We start from the raw sequence: 16707 nt of genomic DNA, 5'->3' as shown, positions 1-16707 counted from the left end.
GTCCCCCAAAGGACGCTAAGCCGGAATTGACCACTCCAGCAAGGCTTATTCGGACATTGCGAACTCTTTAGGCACTGCCGTAACGGGGGGCTTCCCACGTAACGTGTGGCACACCCACATGGAAAGCGAGGCAGGTACGCATGTCCGAGCACACCCCGCTCGACCCGGCCGGGAGCGACCCTTCCGCCCGCTCCGCAGGCGACCCCTTCGCACTCGCGGAGAGCGACCCCTTCGGGCCGCACAATCTCCCGTACGGCGTGTTCTCCCTGGCCGGTGAAGCCGAGGGTTCGGCCCGGGCGGCCCAGGACCCGGCAGGGGACGCGGGACGCAGGGTCGGCGTACGACTCGGCGATCACGTCCTTGACGCGGGCGCCGCGGCCGCCGCGCTCGGCTCTCCCTATGTCTCGCTGCTCGCCCGGCCCACGCTGAACCCGCTGCTCGCCGCCGGCCGCAGGGCCTGGTCCGATGTGCGCCGCGCGCTCACCGCGTGGGTGACGATCCCGGCCCACCGCGAGGTCGTACGCCCCTTCCTCCACCCGCTCTCCGAGGTGACGCTGCACCTCCCCTTCGAGGTCGCGGACTATGTGGACTTCTACGCCTCCGAGCACCACGCGACCCACCTGGGCCAGATCTTCCGCCCGGATTCGCCGACTCCGCTGACCCCCAACTGGAAGCACCTGCCCATCGGTTACCACGGCCGGGCCGGGACCGTCGTGGTCTCCGGGACGGACGTGGTCCGCCCCAAGGGCCAGCGCAAGTCCCCCACCGAGACCGCCCCGGTCTTCGGCCCTTCCGTCCGCCTCGACATCGAGGCCGAGGTCGGCTTCGTCGTGGGTACGCCGTCGGAGCTGGGCACGCCGGTGCCGCTCGCCGACTTCCGCGAACACGTCTTCGGGCTCAGCCTCCTCAACGACTGGTCGGCGCGTGACATCCAGGCCTGGGAGTACGTTCCGCTCGGACCGTTCCTCGGCAAGTCCTTCTGCACCTCGGTCTCGGCGTGGATCACCCCCCTTGAGGCCCTGGACGCGGCCCGGGTCACCCCTCCGGAGCGCACACACGAACTCCTCCCCTACCTCGACGACTCGGCGGAGTCCGTCGCGGACGAGCCCGCCGGCTACGACCTGCGCATCACCGTGGCCCTGAACGGCCACGTCATCTCCGAGCCGCCCTTCTCCTCCGTGTACTGGACGGCCGCCCAGCAGCTGGCCCACATGACGGCGAACGGCGCGTCCCTGCGCACGGGTGACCTGTACGGCTCGGGCACGGTCAGCGGCCCCTCCGAGGGGCAGTACGGCTCCCTCATCGAGATCACCTGGAACGGCCGCGACGCGCTTGTCCTGCCGGACGGTAAGCGGACGTTCCTGGAAGACGGCGACGAGGTCACCCTGACGGCGTGGGCCCCGGGCCCGGACGGCACCCGGGTCGGCCTCGGCGAGGTCTCCGGCAGGATCACCTCGGCTTGATTCTGGCCGGGGGGCCTTGAGCGAGGGTTCTTGGGCCGGGGGTTGGTTCGCCCCCGGTCCTGCCCCGTGGCCCTACTCGCCTGCCGCACCGTCGTGGCTGAGCGCGCAGTTCCCCGCGCCCCTTCGGGGCGCTGCCCCTCGCAACGCCCTGCTCAGAACTCGTCCGGCGGTTCCGGCCACTCCTCCTCTGCTTGCGGGGGCCCCGCAGGCGCCGGAATGGTGGCCGTGCCGTCCAGCTCCGCGAGGACCTCCAGCACGCCCTCCCCGTACGTCGCCAGCTTCTTCTCGCCGAGGCCGCTGATGCCCCCGAGCTCCCCCAGAGAGCGCGGTCGCAAGGTGGCGATCTCCCGAAGCGTGGCGTCGTGGAAGATCACGTACGCCGGGAGGCCGAGCTCCTTGGCCTGCGCCCCGCGCCACGCCCGCAGCGCCTCGAACACCGGCACCGCTTCTGGAGGCAGCTCGGCGACCGCCGCCGCGGCCTTCGCCTTCCGCTCCCCCTTCGGGGCCTTCGCGGCGGCGGGTCGCTTGGGCTCCTTGCGCAACCGCACCTCCCGCTCCCGGCCGAGGACGGAACCGCTCTCCTCGGTCAGGACCAGCGTGCCGTACTCCCCCTCGACGGCGAGCAGCCCCTGCGCGAGCAACTGCCGCACCACGCCTCGCCATTCGGCCTCCGCCAGCTCCTCGCCGATGCCGAAGACCGAGAGCTGGTCGTGGTCGAACTGGATGACCTTCGCGGTCTTCTTGCCGAGCAGGATGTCGATGATCTGGCCCGCGCCGAACTTCTGCTTCCGCTCGCGCTGGAGCCGCACGATCGTGGAGAGGACCTTCTGGGACGCGACCGTGCCGTCCCAGGTCTCCGGCGGCACGAGGCAGGTGTCGCAGTTGCCGCAGGACTCCGCCGCCGCGTCCTGGCCGAAGTACGTCAGGAGCTGGGCTCTGCGGCACTGGGCCGTCTCGCACAGCGCCAGCATCGACTCCAGGTGGGAGGACGCCCTGCGGCGGAACGCCTCGTCGCCCTCGCTGCCCTGGATCATCTTCCGCTGCTGGACGACGTCCTGGAGGCCATAAGCCATCCAGGCCGTGGAGGGGAGTCCGTCTCGGCCCGCGCGGCCCGTCTCCTGGTAGTAGCCCTCGACGGACTTGGGCAGGTCGAGGTGGGCGACGAACCGGACGTCCGGCTTGTCGATGCCCATGCCGAAGGCGATCGTGGCGCACACGATCAGGCCCTCCTCGCGGAGGAAGCGGGACTGGTGGGCGGCGCGCGTCCCGCCGTCCAGGCCCGCGTGGTAGGGCACGGCCTCGATGCCGTTGCGGCACAGATACTCGGCGGTCTTCTCGACCGAATTGCGCGAGAGGCAGTAGACGATGCCCGCGTCTCCCGCGTGCTCTTCCTTGAGGAAGGAGAGGAGCTGCTTCTTCGGCTCGGCCTTCGGCACGATGCGGTACTGGATGTTGGGCCGGTCGAAGCTCGCCACGAAGTGCTTCGCGTCCGGCATGCCGAGCCGCTCGGTGATCTCGCGGTGCGTGGCGTGCGTCGCCGTGGCCGTCAGGGCGATGCGCGGCACGTCAGGCCAGCGCTCACCGAGGAGGGACAGCGCCAGATAGTCGGGGCGGAAGTCGTGGCCCCACTGCGCCACACAGTGCGCCTCGTCGATCGCGAAGACGGAGATCTTGGCGCGGGAGAGGAGATCGAGCGTCCCTTCGAGGCGCAGCCGCTCCGGCGCCAGATACAGCACGTCGAGCTCCCCCGCGAGGAACTCGGCCTCCATCACGCGCCGCTCGTCGAAGTCCTGCGTGGAGTTGATGAACCCGGCCCGCACGCCGAGCGCCCGCAGCGCGTCCACCTGGTCCTGCATGAGCGCGATCAGCGGCGAGACGACCACGCCCGTCCCGGGCCGCACCAGGGCCGGGATCTGATAGCAGAGCGACTTTCCGCCGCCGGTGGGCATCAGCACGACGGAGTCCCCGCCCGCGACCACGTGGTCGATGATCGCTTCCTGCTCGCCGCGGAACGCGTCATACCCGAAGACGCGGTGCAGCGTCCGCAGCGCGTCACTCTCCGCCACCGCGGTCGGTACGGTCACCTCGCTCATGCCATCGATCCCATCCATCGCCCTGCCCCCGTAAGTCGCGCTTCGACCACTGCCTCCACGATAGGGCTCAGCACCGACACCCAATGAGTTATCCACAGGCCGCCGCCCGGCACCCCAGTCGGACAGGGTGCCGGGCGGCGGCGAGTAGAACAGGTGGGCTAGCGAAATGGTGGGCTATCGGACAAAGACCCCCGCCTGGTTCGCCAGATCCAGGAAGTACTGCGGGGCCACGCCCAGGACCAGCGTCACCGCGACGCCCACGCCGATCGCCGTCATCGTCAGCGGCGAGGGCACGGCGACGGTCGGTCCGTCCGCCTTCGGCTCGCTGAAGAACATGAGCACGATCACACGGATGTAGAAGAACGCCGCGATCGCGGACGAGATCACACCGACCACGACGAGCGCTCCCGCACCGCCCTCCGCCGCCGCCTTGAACACCGCGAACTTTCCGGTGAACCCGGAGGTCAGCGGGATACCGGCGAAGGCGAGCAGGAAGACCGCGAAGACGGCCGCGACCAGCGGTGAGCGCCTGCCGAGCCCCGCCCACTTGGACAGGTGCGTGGCCTCGCCGCCGGCGTCCCGCACCAGCGTGACCACCGCGAACGCGCCGATCGTCACGAAGGAGTAGGCCCCCAGGTAGAAGAGGACCGAGGAGATGCCGTCCGGGGTCATGGCGATGACACCGGCGAGGATGAAGCCCGCGTGCGCGATCGAGGAGTACGCGAGGAGGCGCTTGATGTCGGTCTGGGTGATCGCCACGATCGCGCCCGCCAGCATCGTCAGGATCACGACGCCCCACATGACCGGCCGCCAGTCCCAGCGAAGGCCCGGCAGGACCACGTAGAGCAGCCGGAGCAGCGCGCCGAAGGCGGCCACCTTCGTCGCCGCGGCCATGAAGCCGGTGACCGGAGTGGGCGCCCCTTGGTACACATCGGGCGTCCACATGTGGAACGGCACCGCGCCCACCTTGAAGAGCAGCCCCATCACGATCATCGCGGCGCCGATCAGGAGCAGCGCGTCGTTGCCCATGGTGTCGGCGAGCGCCGGGTCGACCGTCTGGACGCTGCCGTCGATGACCTTCGCGATCGTGCCGTACGAAACCGAGCCCGCGTATCCGTAGAGCAGGGCGATCCCGAAGAGCAGGAACGCCGAGGAGAACGAGCCGAGCAGGAAGTACTTGACGGCGGCTTCCTGCGACATCAGCCGCTTGCGGCGGGCGAGCGCGCAGAGCAGGTAGAGCGGCAGCGAGAAGACCTCAAGGGCGATGAAGAGCGTCAGGAGGTCGTTCGCCGACGGGAAGACGAGCATCCCGCCGATCGCGAAGAGCGCCAGCGGGAACACCTCGGTGGTGGTGAACCCGGCCTTGGTGGCGGCCTGTTCGCTCGTGCTGCCCGGCACGGAGCCGGCCTGCGCGGCGAACGAGTCGACGCGGTTGCCGTGTGCCTCCGGGTCGAGGCGCCGCTCGGCGAAGGTGAAGATCGCGACGAGCCCCGCGAGCAGGATCGTGCCCTGCAGGAAGAGCGCGGGCCCGTCGACCGCGATCGCGCCCATGGCGGCGATGTGCGCCTTTGTCGTGCCATACCCCGTGGCCGCGAGCCCGACGACCGCGGCGAAGGCCGCCGTGAGGGCGACGACGGCCACGAACACCTGTGCGTAGTAACGGGACTTGCGGGGCACGAAGGCCTCGATGAGGATCCCGAGGACGGCCGCGCCGATGACGATCAACGTCGGCGACAGCTGCCCGTACTCGATATTGGGAGTCTCGATCTTGTCGATCTGATCCTGGGGCGCCGCGGCCGACGCCATTGTCCACAGGCTGTGGACGGCTGATGCGCTCACTTGGCCGCCTCCACGTCGGGCTTCGGGTCCTTCTGCTGTACGTCGGACATGGTGTGCTTGACCGCCGGGTTCACCAGGTCCGTGAGCGGCTTCGGGTAGACGCCGAGGCCGATCAGGAGCGCGATCAGCGGTGCGACGACCACGAGTTCACGCACCCGCAGGTCCGGCATGGCCGAGACCTCCGGCTTCACCGGACCCGTCATCGTCCGCTGGTAGAGGACGAGGGTGTAGAGCGCGGCGAGCACGATGCCGATGGTGGCGATGATGCCGACCACCGGATAGCGCGCGAACGCGCCGACCAGGACCAGGAATTCACTCACGAACGGGGCGAGCCCCGGCAGCGAGAGCGTCGCGAGACCGCCGATCAGGAACGTACCGGCGAGCACCGGTGCGACCTTCTGCACTCCTCCGTAGTCCGCGATGAGCCGCGAACCGCGCCGCGAGATCAGGAAGCCGGCCACCAGCATCAGCGCGGCCGTCGAGATTCCGTGGTTGACCATGTAGAGCGTCGCGCCGGACTGGCCCTGCGAGGTCATCGCGAAGATGCCGAGAATGATGAACCCGAAGTGCGAGATCGACGCGTACGCCACCAGGCGCTTGATGTCGCGCTGGCCGACCGCGAGCAGCGCGCCGTAGATGATGCTGATCAGCGCGAGTACGAGGATGACCGGCGTCGCCCACTTGCTCGCCTCGGGGAAGAGCCCGAGGCAGAACCGCAGCATCGCGAACGTGCCGACCTTGTCGACGACTGCCGTGATCAGTACGGCGACCGGGGCCGTGGCCTCGCCCATCGCGTTCGGCAGCCAGGTGTGCAGCGGCCACAGCGGGGCCTTCACCGCGAAGGCGAAGAAGAAGCCGAGGAAGAGCAGCCGCTCGGTGTTGGTCGCCATGTCGAGCGAGCCGTTGGCCCGCGCCTCGGCGATCTCCTGGAGCGAGAAGTTACCGGCCACTACGTAGAGCCCGATGACGGCGGCCAGCATGATGAGGCCGCCGACCAGGTTGTAGAGGAGGAACTTCACGGCCGCGTACGAGCGTTGCGCCGAGGCGTTTTCGTCGCTGCCCGAGTGGGCGCGGTCTCCGAAGCCGCCGATGAGGAAGTACATCGGGATGAGCATGGCTTCGAAGAAGATGTAGAAGAGGAAGACGTCCGTGGCCGCGAAGGAGATGATCACCATCGCCTCGACGGCGAGGATCAGGGCGAAGAAGCCCTGAGTCGGCCGCCAGCGTGAGGACTTCGTCTCCAGGGGGTCGGCATCGTGCCAGCCCGCCAGGATGATGAAGGGCATCAGGAGCGCGGTGAGCGCGATGAGGGCGACACCGATGCCGTCCACCCCGAGCTCGTAGCGCACCCCGAATTCCGCGATCCAGGCGCGGGACTCGGTCAGTTGATAGCGGGATCCGTCGGGGTCGAACCGCACGAGCACGGTCACGGCGAGCGCGAGCGTGGCGAGCGACACCAGCAGCGCGAGCCACTTGGCGGCGGTCCGCCGGGCGGCCGGGACGGCTGCCGTGGCGATCGCGCCGAGCGCGGGCAGGGCCGCCGTCGCTGTCAGCAGAGGAAAGGACATCGGTATCAGACCGCCCTCATCAGCAGGGTCGCGGCGATGAGTACCGCAACGCCGCCGAACATCGAGACCGCGTAGGAGCGGGCGTAGCCGTTCTGCATCTTGCGCAGCCGCCCGGAGAGCCCGCCGACCGAGGCCGCCGTGCCGTTGACGACTCCGTCGACCAGGGTGTGGTCGACGTACACCAGGGAGCGGGTGAGGTGCTCTCCGCCGCGCACCAGGACGACGTGGTTGAAGTCGTCCTGGAGGAGATCGCGGCGGGCCGCCCGGGTGAGCAGCGAACCGCGCGGGGCGGTGACCGGGACGGGCCTGCGGCCGTACTGGACGTAGGCCAGGGCCACACCGATGACCAGGACGACCATGGTGGCGCCCGTGACCGTGGTGGCACTGAGCGGCGAGTCGCCGTGGTCGTGGTGGGTGACCGGCTCAAGCCAGTGCATGAAGCGGTCGCCGATGCTGAAGAAGCCGCCAGCGAAGACCGACCCGAAGGCGAGCACGATCATCGGGATTGTCATGGACCTGGGCGACTCGTGCGGGTGCGGCTCGTGTCCTTCGGCGTCGGGCTGCCAGCGCTTCTCCCCGAAGAAGGTCATGATCATCACGCGCGTCATGTAGAAGGCGGTGATCGCGGCGCCGAGCAGCGCGACCGAGCCGAGGATCCAGCCCTCCGTGCCGCCCTTGGCGAACGCCGCCTCGATGATCTTGTCCTTGGAGAAGAAGCCGGACAGACCGGGGAAGCCGATGATCGCCAGATACCCGAGCCCGAAGGTCACGAAGGTGACCGGCATGTACTTCCTGAGGCCGCCGTACTTCCTCATGTCGACCTCGTCGTTCATGCCGTGCATGACCGAACCGGCCCCGAGGAAGAGCCCGGCCTTGAAGAAGCCGTGCGTCACCAGGTGCATGATCGCGAAGACGTACCCGATGGGACCGAGGCCGGCGGCCAGGATCATGTACCCGATCTGGGACATCGTCGACCCGGCGAGGGCCTTCTTGATGTCGTCCTTCGCGCAACCGACGATCGCACCGAAGAGGAGCGTGACCGCGCCCACGACGGTGACGACGAGCTGTGCGTCCGGAGCGGCGTTGAAGATCGCGCCGGAGCGGACGATCAAGTACACGCCCGCGGTCACCATCGTCGCCGCGTGGATGAGGGCCGAGACCGGGGTCGGGCCCTCCATCGCGTCGCCGAGCCACGACTGCAGCGGCACCTGGGCCGACTTGCCGCACGCCGCGAGCAGCAGCATCAGGCCGATGGCCGTCAGCTTGCCCTCCGACGTCTCACCCGTGGCCTCCAGGACCGGCCCGAAGGCGAACGTCCCGAAGGTGGTGAACATCAGCATGATCGCGATCGAGAGGCCCATGTCGCCGACCCTGTTGACCAGGAAGGCCTTCTTCGCGGCGGTGGCCGCGCTGGGCTTGTGCTGCCAGAAGCCGATCAGGAGGTACGAGGCGAGGCCGACGCCCTCCCATCCGACGTACAGCAGGAGGTAGTTGTCGGCGAGGACCAGCAGGAGCATCGCCGCGAGGAACAGGTTCAGATAGCCGAAGAAGCGGCGGCGCCGCTCGTCGTGCTCCATGTACCCGATGGAGTAGATGTGGATCAGCGAGCCCACACCGGTGATCAGCAGGACGAACGTCATCGACAGCTGGTCGAGCTGGAAGGCGACGTCCGCCTGGAAGCCCTCTACGGGGATCCAGCTGAACAGATGCTGCGACAGGGAGCGCTCCTCGGCGCCCTTGCCCAGCATGTCGGTGAAGAGCACCACGCCGACGACGAAGGAGGCGGCCGCGAGCAGCGTGCCGAGCCAGTGGCCCACACGGTCCAACCGCCGCCCGCCGCACAGCAGTACGGCCGCTCCGAGCAGAGGCGCCGCTACCAGCAGCGCAATCAGGTTCTCCACTTTTCAGCGACCCCTTACAGCTTCATCAGGCTGGCGTCGTCGACCGAGGCCGAGTGACGGGAGCGGAACAGCGACACGATGATCGCGAGGCCGACCACGACTTCCGCCGCGGCGACGACCATCGTGAAGAAGGCGATGATCTGGCCGTCGAGATTGCCGTGCAGCCGGGAGAAGGCCACGAAGGCGAGGTTGCACGCGTTGAGCATCAGCTCGATACACATGAAGACCACGATCGCGTTCCGCCTGATCAGCACGCCGGTGGCGCCGATCGAGAACAACAGCGCCGCGAGATACAGGTAGTTGACCGGATTCACTTCGACGCCTCCTCACTCTTGGGCGACCGCTCAAGGCGCTCCGTCGAGCGCTGTTCGAGGGCTCGCAGATCATCCAGTGCCTCGTGGGACACATCGCGGATCTGCCCGCGCTCGCGCAGCGTTTTGTTGACCGTGAGCTCCGAGGGGGTGCCGTCGGGGAGCAGGCCCGCGATGTCCACGGCGTTGTGCCGGGCGTAGACGCCGGGGGCGGGCAGCGGCGGCAGGTGCTTGGAACGCACGCGCTCCTCGGACATCTCGCGCTGCGTCTTGGCGCGCTCCGTGCGCTCGCGGTGGGTGAGCACCATCGCGCCGACCGTGGCGGTGATGAGGAGTGCGCCGGTGATCTCGAAGGCGAAGACGTACTTCGTGAAGATGCTCTCGGCGAGCCCCTCCACGTTGCCGCCGGCGTTCGCCTTGCCGAGCCCGGCGAACTCGCTCACCGAGGCGTTCCCGATGCCCGCGAAGAGCAGGAGGGCGAAGCCGAAGCCGCAGACTCCGGCCAGCCAGCGCTGGCCCTTGATGGTCTCCTTCAGGGAGTCGGCGGCGGTGACGCCGACGAGCATGACCACGAAGAGGAAGAGCATCATGATCGCGCCGGTGTAGACGACGACCTGGACGATGCCCAGGAAGTACGCCCCGTTGGCGAGGTAGAAGACCGCCAGGACGATCATGGTCCCGGCGAGACAGAGCGCGCTGTGCACGGCCTTCTTCATGAGGATCGTGCACAGGGCGCCGATCACGGCGACGGTGCCGAGCACCCAGAACTGGACGGCCTCACCGGTGGAGGTGGTGTAGGCGGCGAGCTGCGTCATCGGTTGATCACCTCACCCGACGCGGGTTCGCCGTCCCCGAAGGTCGAAGCGGCCTCCTGGGGCGTCTCCCCCTTGGAGAGGGCCACTTGAGGCACCGTGCCCGGCGCGGCCTCCGTCACCAGACCGCGGTAGTAGTCCTGTTCGTCCGTGCCGGGGAAGATCGAGTGCGGTGACTCGACCATGCCTTCCTCCAGGCCGGCGAGCAGCTGCTCCTTGGTGTAGATGAGGTTCGCGCGCGTGCTGTCGGCCAGCTCGAACTCGTTCGTCATCGTCAACGCGCGCGTGGGGCACGCCTCGATGCAAAGACCGCACAGGATGCAGCGGGCGTAGTTGATCTGGTAGACGCGGCCGTACCGCTCGCCCGGGGAGTAGCGCTCCTCCTCGGTGTTGTCCGCGCCCTCCACGTAGATCGCGTCCGCGGGGCAGGCCCAGGCGCAGAGCTCGCAGCCGATGCACTTCTCCAGGCCGTCCGGATGGCGATTGAGCTGGTGCCTGCCGTGGAAGCGGGGAGCGGTGGTCTTCTCCTGCTCCGGATACTGCTCGGTCAGCCGCTTCTTGAACATGGCCTTGAAGGTCACGCCGAAGCCCGCGACGGGGTTCTGGAACCCCTGCTTCGATTGGTTCGCATCGTGGTCTGGCTCGCGGTGCGACTCGTTCTTCGACTCAGCCATCGGACGCCTCCTTTCCGTCACTTCGGGGTCCGTCACTTTGAGTATCCGGTCCACCACTGACAATCAGCTCCCGCTCCTGACGCGAACGGCGGCGCGGCACCGGCGGCAGGCTCTGCCCGGGCAGTGGCGGGACCGGGAATCCGCCCGCCATCGGGTCGAAGGCGACCGGTTCCTCCTCGACTGCCGCTTCCTTCTCACGCTTGTCGCGGAAGATGTCGACGACCACGGAGAGCAACAGCAGCGCGATGACTCCGCCGCCCACATAGAGCGCGATCGAGGTGAAGTCGTACTCCTCGTTCCGCATCGCCCTGACCGTCGCCACGAGCATCAGCCAGACGACCGAGACCGGGATGAGGACCTTCCAGCCGAGCTTCATCAGCTGGTCGTAGCGGACGCGTGGCAGCGTGCCGCGCAGCCAGATGAAGAAGAACAGCAACAGCTGGACCTTGATCACGAACCAGAGCATCGGCCACCAGCCGTGGTTCGCGCCCTCCCAGAAGGTGCTGACCGGGTACGGGGCCCGCCAGCCGCCCAGGAAGAGGGTGACCGAGACCGCCGAGACGGTGACCATGTTGACGTACTCGGCAAGCATGAACAGCGCGAACTTGATCGACGAGTACTCGGTGTTGAAGCCGCCGACGAGGTCGCCCTCGGACTCCGGCATGTCGAACGGAGCGCGGTTGGTCTCACCGATCATCGTCACGATGTAGATCAGGAACGAGACGGGAAGCAGCAGGATGTACCAGCGGTCCGCCTGCGCCTCCACGATCGCCGAGGTCGACATCGACCCGGAGTAGAGGAACACCGAGGCGAACGCGGCGCCCATCGCGATCTCGTACGAGATCATCTGCGCGCAGGAGCGCAAGCCGCCGAGGAGCGGATAGGTGGATCCAGAACTCCAACCCGCGAGCACGATGCCGTAGATGCCCACCGAGGCGACCGCGAGGATGTAGAGCATCGCGATCGGCAGGTCGGTGAGCTGCATCGTCGTGCGCTGGCCGAAGATCGAGACTTCGTTGCCCGCGGGACCGAAGGGGATCACCGCGATCGCCATGAAGGCCGGGATCGCCGCGATGATCGGCGCGAGGACGTACACCACCTTGTCCGCGCGCTTGACGATCACGTCTTCCTTGAGCATCAGCTTGATGCCGTCCGCGAGGGACTGCAGCATGCCCCAGGGGCCGTGCCGGTTGGGGCCGATGCGCAGCTGCATCCAGGCGACGACCTTGCGCTCCCACACGATGGAGAAGAGCACCGTCACCATCAGGAACGCGAAGCAGAAGACCGCCTTGACGGCGACAAGCCACCACGGGTCACGGCCGAACATGGACAGGTCTTCCGCCGCAAGCGGCACCACTGTGTGCATCACGACGTCACCTCCGGGGCCTCGGAGGGCTCCGGCAGGACCGCCGGGCCGATGCGGACGAGATCGCCGGGGCGCGCACCGGTGTCGGAAGTGACGCCTCCCCCGGTCGAGTTCAGCGGCAGCCAGACCACCCGGTCGGGCATCTGAGTGACCAGGAGGGGCAGTTCCGTCACACCCGCGGCGCCGGTGACGGCCAGGACGTCGCCGTCCTTGACGCCCGCCTCGGCCGCGGTGGCGGCCGAGAGCCGGGCGACCGCGGCGTGCCGCGTGCCGGCAAGCGCCTCGTCGCCGTCCTGGAGGCGGCCCTGGTCGAGCAGCAGCCGGTGCCCCGCCAGAACGGCCTCTCCGGAGGAGGGCCTTTGCGGCTGAGCACCCGTCTCCAGGGGCTCGGTGGCGTGCGCCCCCTCCCAGCCGCCGAGCCGGTCGAGCTCGCGCCGGGTCGTCGTCAGGTCGGGAAGACCCAGGTGTACGTCCCCGGCGTCGGCCAGCATGTGCAGCACACGCGCGTCCGTCGGGGCCAGCGTGCGCGTCATGTGGTCGGGCTTGAGCGCCGCGTCGAAGAGCCGGGCCCGGCCTTCCCAGTTGAGGAAGGTGCCCGGCTTCTCGGCGACCGCGGCCACCGGGAGTACGACGTCGGCGTGCTCGGTGACCTCACTGGGACGCAGCTCAAGGGAGACCAGGAAACCGACCGCGGCGAGTGCTTCACGCGCGCGTGGCGGGTCGGGAAGGTCGGCGACCTCCACGCCCGCCACCAGGAGCGCGCCCAGCTCGCCCGTCGCGGTGGCCTCGATGATCTGGCCTGTGTCGCGGCCGTAGCGGTGCGGGAGTTCGGCGACTCCCCAGGCGTGTGCGACCTCCTCCCGCGCGCGCGGGTCGGTGGCCGGACGCCCGCCGGGCAGCAGCGACGGCAGCGCGCCGGCCTCGACGGCCCCGCGCTCACCCGCCCTGCGCGGAATCCACACCAGCTGCGCGCCGGTCGCCGAAGCGGCCCGTACGGCGGCGGTGAGCCCGCCCGCCACCGCGGCGAGCCGCTCACCGACCAGGATCACCGCTCCCGGAGAGCGCAGCGCCTCGGCCGCCCTGGCGCCGTCGCCGTCAAGACCGACTCCACCGGCGAGCGCGTCCAGCCACTCCGTCTCGGTGCCGGGAGCCGCGGGCAGCAGCGTGCCGCCCGCCTTCTCCAGGCCCGGGGTCGCGAAGGTCGCGAGGGAGAACGTCCGCTGGCCGTGCTTGCGCCAGGCCTTGCGCAGCCGCAGGAAGACCCCGGGCGCCTCCTCCTCGGACTCGAGGCCGACGAGCAGGACGGCGGGCGCCTTCCCCAGGGCCGTGTACGTGACTCCGGTGCCGTCGAGATCCCGGCCCCGTCCCGCGACGCGTGCGGCGAGGAAGTCGGCCTCCTCGCTGCTGTGCACGCGCGCGCGGAAGTCGATGTCGTTCGTGTCGAGCGCCACGCGCGCGTACTTGCTGTACGCGTAGGCGTCCTCAACCGTCAGGCGTCCGCCGGTCAGCACGCCGGCCCGGCCGCGCGCGGCGGCGAGCCCGTTGGCCGCGGCTTCGAGAGCCTCCGGCCAACTGGCCGTCTCCAGCTCGCCCGTGGCCGAGTTCCGCACCAGCGGGGTGGTGAGCCGGTCCGGCTTCTGGGCGTAACGGAAGCCGAAGCGCCCCTTGTCGCAGAGCCACTCCTCGTTGACCTCGGGGTCGTCCGCGGCGAGCCGCCGCATGACCTTGCCGCGCCGGTGGTCGGTGCGGGTGGCGCAGCCGCCCGCACAGTGCTCGCAGACGGACGGCGACGACACCAGGTCGAAGGGCCGCGAGCGGAAGCGATACGCCGCCGAGGTCAGCGCGCCGACCGGGCAGATCTGGATGGTGTTGCCGGAGAAGTACGACTCGAAGGGGTCGCCCTCGCCGGTACCGACCTGCTGAAGCGCGCCGCGCTCCAGCAACTCGATCATCGGGTCGCCCGCGATCTGGTTGGAGAAGCGGGTGCAGCGCGCGCACAGCACACACCGCTCGCGGTCGAGAAGCACCTGCGTGGAAATCGGCACCGGCTTCTCGAACGTCCGCTTCTTGCCCTCGAAGCGGGTGTCCGTGTCACCGACCTGCATCGCCTGGTTCTGCAGCGGGCACTCGCCGCCCTTGTCGCAGACCGGGCAGTCCAGCGGGTGGTTGATGAGGAGCAGCTCCATCACACCGCGCTGGGCCTTCTCGGCGACCGGCGACGACAGCTGCGACTTCACGACCATGCCGTCGGTGCAGGTGATGGTGCAGGAGGCCATCGGCTTGCGCTGGCCCTCCACCTCGACGATGCACTGGCGGCAGGCGCCGGCCGGGTCGAGCAGCGGGTGGTCGCAGAACCGGGGGATCTCGATGCCGAGGAGCTCGGCGGCCCGGATCACCAGGGTCCCCTTGGGGACGCTGATCTCGATGCCGTCGATCGTCAGCGACACGAGATCTTCCGGCGGAACCGCCGCCTCCCCGCCCCCGGAGGGAGCGCTGTTGGTGGTCACTGTCATGCGTTCACCTCCGAATGTGCGCCGGGCCGGTCGGCCCAGAGAGTCGACTTGGCCGGGTCGAAGGGGCAGCCCCTGCCGGTGATGTGCTGCTCGTACTCCTCGCGGAAGTACTTGAGCGAGGAGAAGATCGGCGACGCGGCGCCGTCACCGAGGGCGCAGAAGGACTTGCCGTTGATGTTGTCGGCGATGTCGTTCAGCTTGTCGAGGTCGGCCATGACGCCCTTGCCCGCCTCGATGTCGCGGAGCAACTGGACCAGCCAGTACGTTCCTTCGCGACAGGGCGTGCACTTGCCGCAGGACTCGTGGGCGTAGAACTCGGTCCAACGGGTGACCGCCCGCACCACGCAGGTCGTCTCGTCGAAGCACTGCAGGGCCTTGGTGCCGAGCATCGACCCGGCGGCGCCCACGCCCTCGTAGTCCAGGGGGACGTCGAGGTGCTCGTCGGTGAACATCGGCGTCGAGGAGCCGCCCGGCGTCCAGAACTTGAGCCGGTGCCCGGCCCTGATCCCGCCGCTCATGTCGAGCAGCTGGCGCAGGGTGATGCCGAGCGGCGCTTCGTACTGGCCGGGGCTTGTGACGTGGCCGCTCAGCGAATAGAGCGTGAAACCGGGGGACTTTTCGCTCCCCATCGATTTGAACCAGTCTTTTCCGCGATTCAGGATCGCGGGAACCGACGCGATGGACTCGACGTTATTCACAACAGTGGGGCAGGCGTAGAGGCCCGCGACGGCCGGGAAAGGGGGACGCAGTCGCGGTTGGCCACGGCGGCCTTCGAGCGAGTCGAGCAGCGCGGTCTCCTCACCACAGATGTACGCGCCCGCGCCCGCGTGCACGGTGAGTTCGAGATCGAGTCCGCTGCCCAGGATGTTCTCGCCCAGGAATCCCGCCTCTTTCGCCTCACGCACGGCCTCGTGCAGCCGCCTGAGCACGGGGACGACTTCACCACGCAGGTAAATGAAGGCATGCGAAGAACGGATCGCGTAACACGCGATCACGATCCCCTCGATGAGGGAATGCGGGTTCGCGAAGAGGAGCGGGATGTCCTTGCAGGTCCCGGGCTCCGATTCGTCGGCGTTGACAACTAGATAGTGCGGCTTTCCATCTCCTTGCGGAATGAACTGCCATTTCATTCCGGTGGGGAATCCCGCGCCGCCCCGGCCGCGCAGGCCGGAGTCCTTCACGTACGCGATGAGGTCGTCCGGCGCCATGGCCAGGGCCTTGCGCAGGCCCTCGTACCCCTCGTGCCGTCGGTAGGTGTCGAGCGTCCAGGACTTCTCCTCGTCCCAGAACGCCGAAAGCACCGGTGCGAGCAGCTTCTCCGGGCTGGTCTCGTGGTCGATCTCGGCTGCCAACGTCATCACTCCCCCTCCTCGGCGGTCGGTCCGGCCGGGTGGGCCGGGTCGGATGCCGAGGTCTGCTGCGGTGCGTCGTGCGAGCTGAGGTGCTCGGCGGGCGCCTCGTCCTGCGGGCCGCCCGTACGCGGGTGCACCACGCGCGGTTGCGGCAACTCGCCCTTGGCCAGGCGCAGTCCGATCAGCGAAGCGGGGCCCGCGCCGCCGCTCGCCTCGACGGCTCCGGGGCGCTCGTCCGGGAAGCCCGCCAGGATCCGGGCCGTCTCCTTGTACGTGCACAAGGGGGCGCCGCGGGTCGGCTCGACCTGCGTGCCCGCGCGCAGGTCGTCGACGAGCCGCTTGGCGGTCTCGGGAGTCTGGTTGTCGAAGAACTCCCAGTTGACCATCACGACGGGAGCGAAGTCACAGGCCGCGTTGCACTCGATGTGCTCCAGCGTGACCTTGCCGTCCTCTGTGGTTCCCTCGTTGCCGACGCCCAGGTGCTCCTGCAGCGACTCGAAGATCGCGTCACCGCCCATGACGGCGCACAACGTGTTGGTGCAGACGCCGACTTGGTAGTCACCGGAGGGCTTGCGCCGGTACATCGTGTAGAAGGTCGCGACCGCGGTGACCTCGGCGGTGGTCAGACCGAGCACCTGCGCGCAGAAGGCCATTCCGGTGCGCGTGACATGGCCCTCCTCCGACTGCACCAGGTGCAGCAACGGAAGGAGCGCGGACCGGGAGTCCGGGTAGCGGGAGATGATCTCCTTGGCGTCCGCGTCGAGCCTGGCCCGTACGTCGGCCGGGTAGTCGGGGGCGGGGAGTTGGGGCATGCC

General features: G+C 68.9%; 12 protein-coding genes. 1 reads left to right on the top strand and 11 read right to left on the bottom strand.

Annotated features, from left to right (window positions below; genetic code table 11):
• Positions 1-140: 140 nt before the first annotated feature.
• Positions 141-1463 carry a fumarylacetoacetase gene (fahA, locus tag ACGFX9_RS19190; RefSeq protein ID WP_393472917.1) on the top strand — a complete coding sequence of 441 codons (1323 nt, stop codon included), beginning with the start codon at positions 141-143 and terminating at the stop codon, positions 1461-1463.
• Positions 1464-1615: 152 nt separating this feature from the next.
• Here fahA and recQ read toward each other — a convergent pair whose 3' ends face one another.
• The 11 genes from recQ to nuoE form a co-directional block, all read right to left on the bottom strand.
• Positions 1616-3556 carry a DNA helicase RecQ gene (gene recQ / locus ACGFX9_RS19185; protein ID WP_393472914.1) on the bottom strand — a complete coding sequence of 647 codons (1941 nt, stop codon included), beginning with the start codon at positions 3554-3556 and terminating at the stop codon, positions 1616-1618.
• Between the two features lie 174 nt (positions 3557-3730).
• Positions 3731-5395: an NADH-quinone oxidoreductase subunit NuoN gene (gene nuoN / locus ACGFX9_RS19180; RefSeq protein WP_393472911.1), complete on the bottom strand. Its 1665-nt coding sequence runs from the start codon at positions 5393-5395 to the stop codon at positions 3731-3733.
• Positions 5392-6963, bottom strand: coding sequence for an NADH-quinone oxidoreductase subunit M (locus ACGFX9_RS19175; RefSeq protein WP_393472908.1), 1572 nt, complete (start codon positions 6961-6963; stop codon positions 5392-5394). Before ACGFX9_RS19175 ends, nuoN begins: the two co-directional genes overlap by 4 nt.
• A 5-nt stretch (positions 6964-6968) precedes the next feature.
• Complete coding sequence (gene nuoL, locus ACGFX9_RS19170; protein ID WP_393472905.1) at positions 6969-8864, bottom strand: NADH-quinone oxidoreductase subunit L; 1896 nt, start codon at positions 8862-8864, stop codon at positions 6969-6971.
• Between the two features lie 14 nt (positions 8865-8878).
• Entirely contained in the window at positions 8879-9178 is a 300-nt protein-coding gene (gene nuoK / locus ACGFX9_RS19165) for an NADH-quinone oxidoreductase subunit NuoK (RefSeq protein WP_249588397.1), read from the bottom strand.
• Positions 9175-9990 (bottom strand): NADH-quinone oxidoreductase subunit J, encoded by an 816-nt coding sequence (locus ACGFX9_RS19160; RefSeq protein ID WP_393472902.1) that lies wholly within the window; start codon positions 9988-9990, stop codon positions 9175-9177. Before ACGFX9_RS19160 ends, nuoK begins: the two co-directional genes overlap by 4 nt.
• Positions 9987-10661 carry an NADH-quinone oxidoreductase subunit NuoI gene (gene nuoI, locus ACGFX9_RS19155; RefSeq protein WP_393472900.1) on the bottom strand — a complete coding sequence of 225 codons (675 nt, stop codon included), beginning with the start codon at positions 10659-10661 and terminating at the stop codon, positions 9987-9989. The genes ACGFX9_RS19160 and nuoI overlap by 4 nt, the downstream gene beginning before the upstream one ends.
• Positions 10654-12027, bottom strand: coding sequence for an NADH-quinone oxidoreductase subunit NuoH (gene nuoH, locus ACGFX9_RS19150; RefSeq protein ID WP_393473960.1), 1374 nt, complete (start codon positions 12025-12027; stop codon positions 10654-10656). Before nuoH ends, nuoI begins: the two co-directional genes overlap by 8 nt.
• Positions 12027-14540, bottom strand: a complete 2514-nt coding sequence (locus ACGFX9_RS19145) for an NADH-quinone oxidoreductase subunit G (protein WP_393472897.1) — start codon at positions 14538-14540, stop codon at positions 12027-12029. The genes nuoH and ACGFX9_RS19145 overlap by 1 nt, the downstream gene beginning before the upstream one ends.
• Positions 14537-15898 carry an NADH-quinone oxidoreductase subunit NuoF gene (nuoF, locus tag ACGFX9_RS19140; protein ID WP_393472894.1) on the bottom strand — a complete coding sequence of 454 codons (1362 nt, stop codon included), beginning with the start codon at positions 15896-15898 and terminating at the stop codon, positions 14537-14539. Before nuoF ends, ACGFX9_RS19145 begins: the two co-directional genes overlap by 4 nt.
• Entirely contained in the window at positions 15898-16704 is an 807-nt protein-coding gene (nuoE, locus tag ACGFX9_RS19135; protein WP_393473957.1) for an NADH-quinone oxidoreductase subunit NuoE, read from the bottom strand. The genes nuoF and nuoE overlap by 1 nt, the downstream gene beginning before the upstream one ends.
• Between the last annotated feature and the right edge of the window lie 3 nt (positions 16705-16707).

This window comes from Streptomyces sp. NPDC048436, from assembly GCF_043200355.1.
Taxonomy (GTDB): Bacteria; Actinomycetota; Actinomycetes; order Streptomycetales; family Streptomycetaceae; genus Streptomyces.
This window is presented reverse-complemented; position numbering and strand designations above follow the sequence as displayed.

Bases quoted from the DNA above. Each gene is read 5' to 3' on its own strand.
- fahA (WP_393472917.1), top strand. From the start codon at position 141: ATGTCCGAGCACACCCCGCTCGACCCGGCCGGGAGCGACCCTTCCGCC.
- recQ (WP_393472914.1), bottom strand. From the start codon at position 3,556: ATGAGCGAGGTGACCGTACCGACCGCGGTGGCGGAGAGTGACGCGCTG.
- ACGFX9_RS19175 (WP_393472908.1), bottom strand. From the start codon at position 6,963: ATGTCCTTTCCTCTGCTGACAGCGACGGCGGCCCTGCCCGCGCTCGGC.
- ACGFX9_RS19160 (WP_393472902.1), bottom strand. From the start codon at position 9,990: ATGACGCAGCTCGCCGCCTACACCACCTCCACCGGTGAGGCCGTCCAG.
- nuoI (WP_393472900.1), bottom strand. From the start codon at position 10,661: ATGGCTGAGTCGAAGAACGAGTCGCACCGCGAGCCAGACCACGATGCG.
- nuoH (WP_393473960.1), bottom strand. From the start codon at position 12,027: ATGCACACAGTGGTGCCGCTTGCGGCGGAAGACCTGTCCATGTTCGGC.
- ACGFX9_RS19145 (WP_393472897.1), bottom strand. From the start codon at position 14,540: ATGACAGTGACCACCAACAGCGCTCCCTCCGGGGGCGGGGAGGCGGCG.
- nuoF (WP_393472894.1), bottom strand. From the start codon at position 15,898: ATGACGTTGGCAGCCGAGATCGACCACGAGACCAGCCCGGAGAAGCTG.
- nuoE (WP_393473957.1), bottom strand. From the start codon at position 16,704: ATGCCCCAACTCCCCGCCCCCGACTACCCGGCCGACGTACGGGCCAGG.